Genomic DNA, 3,175 nt, shown 5'->3' on the forward strand with positions numbered 1-3,175 from the left:
AGCATTCAGGCCGATCAAGTGAAGAAGATTGTTGAACTTTACGGTTCGACTTCGCCTTACATTTTGGCTGGCGATTTGAATGCAACTCCGGAGTCAGACACGATCAAATCTTTAACGAGCAAGTGGACAGACGCTACGGCGGGTATTACAGATTGGACTAATGAAGAGGACGGTAAGATTGACTACATTATGTACGGGCAGAAAAACCAATGGCGTGTTGTTAATGCTCAGGCCATTCAGGATGATGTCGCTTCCGATCATAGACCTGTTCTATCGGTTCTGGAATGGCTTGATTCACCGGTTATTCCGGAAGCTCCCGGAACTACGCTTAGCGGTACGAACTCCGTTGTTGCTGGCAGTGAGTTCACGGTTCGTTTCGGGCTGCAGAATGTCACGCAAAGCGTGTACGGTCAAGATATCAGCCTGAGCTATGACACGAACGTCATGGAATTTGTTTCAGCCAAGCCTATGAAAGATGGCATTAGCATCGTTCAATCCAAGGATCACGCAGGAATGCTTCGCCTTATCATCGCAAGCCAAGGAGCGGGCAATGCCGTTACAGGTACGGCTGAAATTGCCGAGATCGTCTTTAAGGCCAAGAATGTGGTGCAAGCAGCTTCGGGTACGATCTCGGTAACAGAAGCTACACTCGGCGACGACAAGGGCATTGAAACGAAAGCGGACGCAACGTCAATCAGCATCGCTGTAACGACAGTGCCGGCAGGTATTCCTGGCGATGTGAATAACGATGGCAAAGTGAGCATCGGCGATCTAGGCTTTGCAGCGGCGAACTATGGCAAGAACGCAGAAAGTTCAGATTGGAATCAAGTCAAACGCGCAGATATAAACAATGACAACAAGATTGACATAAGCGATCTTGCAGCCATTGCGAGYAAAATTATTCAATAAAAAGTAAATAGGGGGGATGTAAGTGGGCATCCTCCCGTTTTTCAAAAAACTTTAAATAGGGGGAATTAGATTGAGGTATTCTTTTTTGAAAAGAAAATCAATTTTAGCGCTAGTCATTGTCTCTCTACTATTTTCGATGTTTCAAATGCCTTCGGTCTCTTACGCAGCGAATGCGGCTCCTAATGTGGTGCCGAGCTTACGGGAATGGACGGGGGGAACAGGCACATTTCAATTAAAAGATACATCACGAATCGTTGTAGATGCCTCATATAGCGCGGAATTAGCGAGTACGGCGGCAGCTTTTAAAGAAGATTTGACGATAGTTACCGGAAAAGCAATGGCCATTGTAAATGCGAATGCCGCAAATGCAGGTGACTTTTTCTTGTCGTTGAATACGGATGACTCGGGGATCGGGAATGAAGGATATGTACTGGAGGCAGCAGCCTTCGTTTCGATTAAAGCGCACACGTCCGGCGGCGTATTCTATGGAACTCGGACGGTACTGCAAATCTTGCAGCAGGACGCTGCGCGATCCTCTATGCCTCAAGGGATAGCCCACGATTATCCGCAGTATCCGCAGCGTGGCATCATGCTTGATGTCGGTCGCAGATATTATTCGATGACGTATCTGGAAGACACAATCAAAAGACTTGCCTGGACGAAGATGAATACCTTTACCCTTCACTTCAGTGAGTGGAACGGATTTCGCTTGAAAAGCGAAACGTATCCAGGCCTGGCTTCTCCCAAATCGTACAGCAGAGCTGATATCCAAAGGTTGACTGAAATCGCTGACCGTTATCACGTACTGATCATACCGGAATTAGAAATGCCCGGTCATGCAGCGATCCTTAATAAATTCAACCCCGCGTTGAAATTCAGCTGCTCTTCCATGGATAAAGATACGACGGGCTGGAGCATTCCTCAGTTTACAGTCGATTATACGAAAAGCGAAACTCGCGCATGGATCAAATCGTTGCTTGATGAGTTTGTTCCTTTGTTCAAAGGACCGTATTTCCATATTGGCTCGGATGAAATTCAAACCGAAGCGAAGATGAATGCTTGTCCCGAGCTTGTTGCATACAAAACGAATAACGGCTTGCCGAAAGTCGGAGACAGCTTTATTGAATTTATTAATGAAATGAGCCAACATGTGAAGCAGCTCGGGAAAATACCGATGAACTGGAACGGATTTGAAGACTATCATCCCAGCATCGGCTTGAATAAAGATAACGTCATTACCGTTTGGAGTGATGAGGGCAGCTCCTCGAAGCAAGCGATTGATTTCGCCAAAGAAGGTTATAAGGTTTACGCTTCACCCGGGAACGTGATGTATGTAACCGCAGGACGCTCTCTTCTGCCGAATACAACATCCATGTACGAGACTTGGAATCCTTCTGTACATCCGAATATCATGGGTTACTTTCTATCGATCTGGTCGGACTACTGGGATCAAGTAAAGACACCGGATGGCAGGATCGGGTATGAAAGCGGAAGCTCGTTTAAAGGTGTAGAGGTTGGAGAAGGAGAGTACGTGATTCCAGAAAGCAATTTCGAAGATGCAGCTAGAAAACCGCGCCAGGTACTCGCCGAAAGATTATGGGGAGGCCCTCGTTCCGCCAAGGTTGCCGATTTCTTTAACCGGGTGAGTCTGATCGGAGATGAGTTAGCGGTCAGCAACCCGGCGCCAACGGATCCACTTGGAGTAACTTCAATCAAAAATAATGAGCAAGGTACGGGTAATAACCAATTCTCTTATTCGAAAATTGGATCGGGTAATGGAAGCAATGGCTGGGTCGTTTCATCAGACAGTTATTCCGGTTTGACTGATAGCTATTTCCAGATGAAATTCGTTGGAACTCAGATCAGAATATTTGGGGCTAAAGATCCGGGGCACGGCATTGCTGCTGTATCCGTAGATGGGGGYAGTGAAGTTGATGCGGATCTATATGCAACTTCCCGGCAAAACGGCTTTAACTGGTATTCCTCACCTGTCTTACCGTTTGGCGAGCATACAATTAAAGTAAGAGTTTCGGGAAGAAAAAACAGCGCTGCATCCAATTTCTTTCTCTCACTTGAACGTGCCGAAGTCAATACGCGTACGATCATTGAGAATGGAGTTGTTGGTGTAGACAACAATCAATTTAATTATACGGGTACATGGAATGGTGGCAATGAAAGTGCAAGCGCAACGACGGATGATTCCTACCAGATGAAATTTAACGGTAAGCAAATGATCCTGATCGGGACTAAAGCGCCCGGAGAAGGC

General features: G+C 46.6%; 2 protein-coding genes. Both read left to right on the forward strand.

Annotated elements, in window-relative coordinates:
• Nucleotides 1-909: cohesin domain-containing protein (locus AC1DUA_RS31080; protein WP_477503420.1), on the forward strand; the 909-nt coding region annotated here is incomplete at its 5' end.
• A gap of 85 nt (nucleotides 910-994) precedes the next feature.
• The coding region (locus tag AC1DUA_RS31085; RefSeq protein ID WP_477503421.1) for a family 20 glycosylhydrolase at nucleotides 995-3,175 on the forward strand (2,181 nt) is incomplete at its 3' end.

It is taken from the genome of Paenibacillus sp. 01T422 (genome assembly GCF_056398785.1).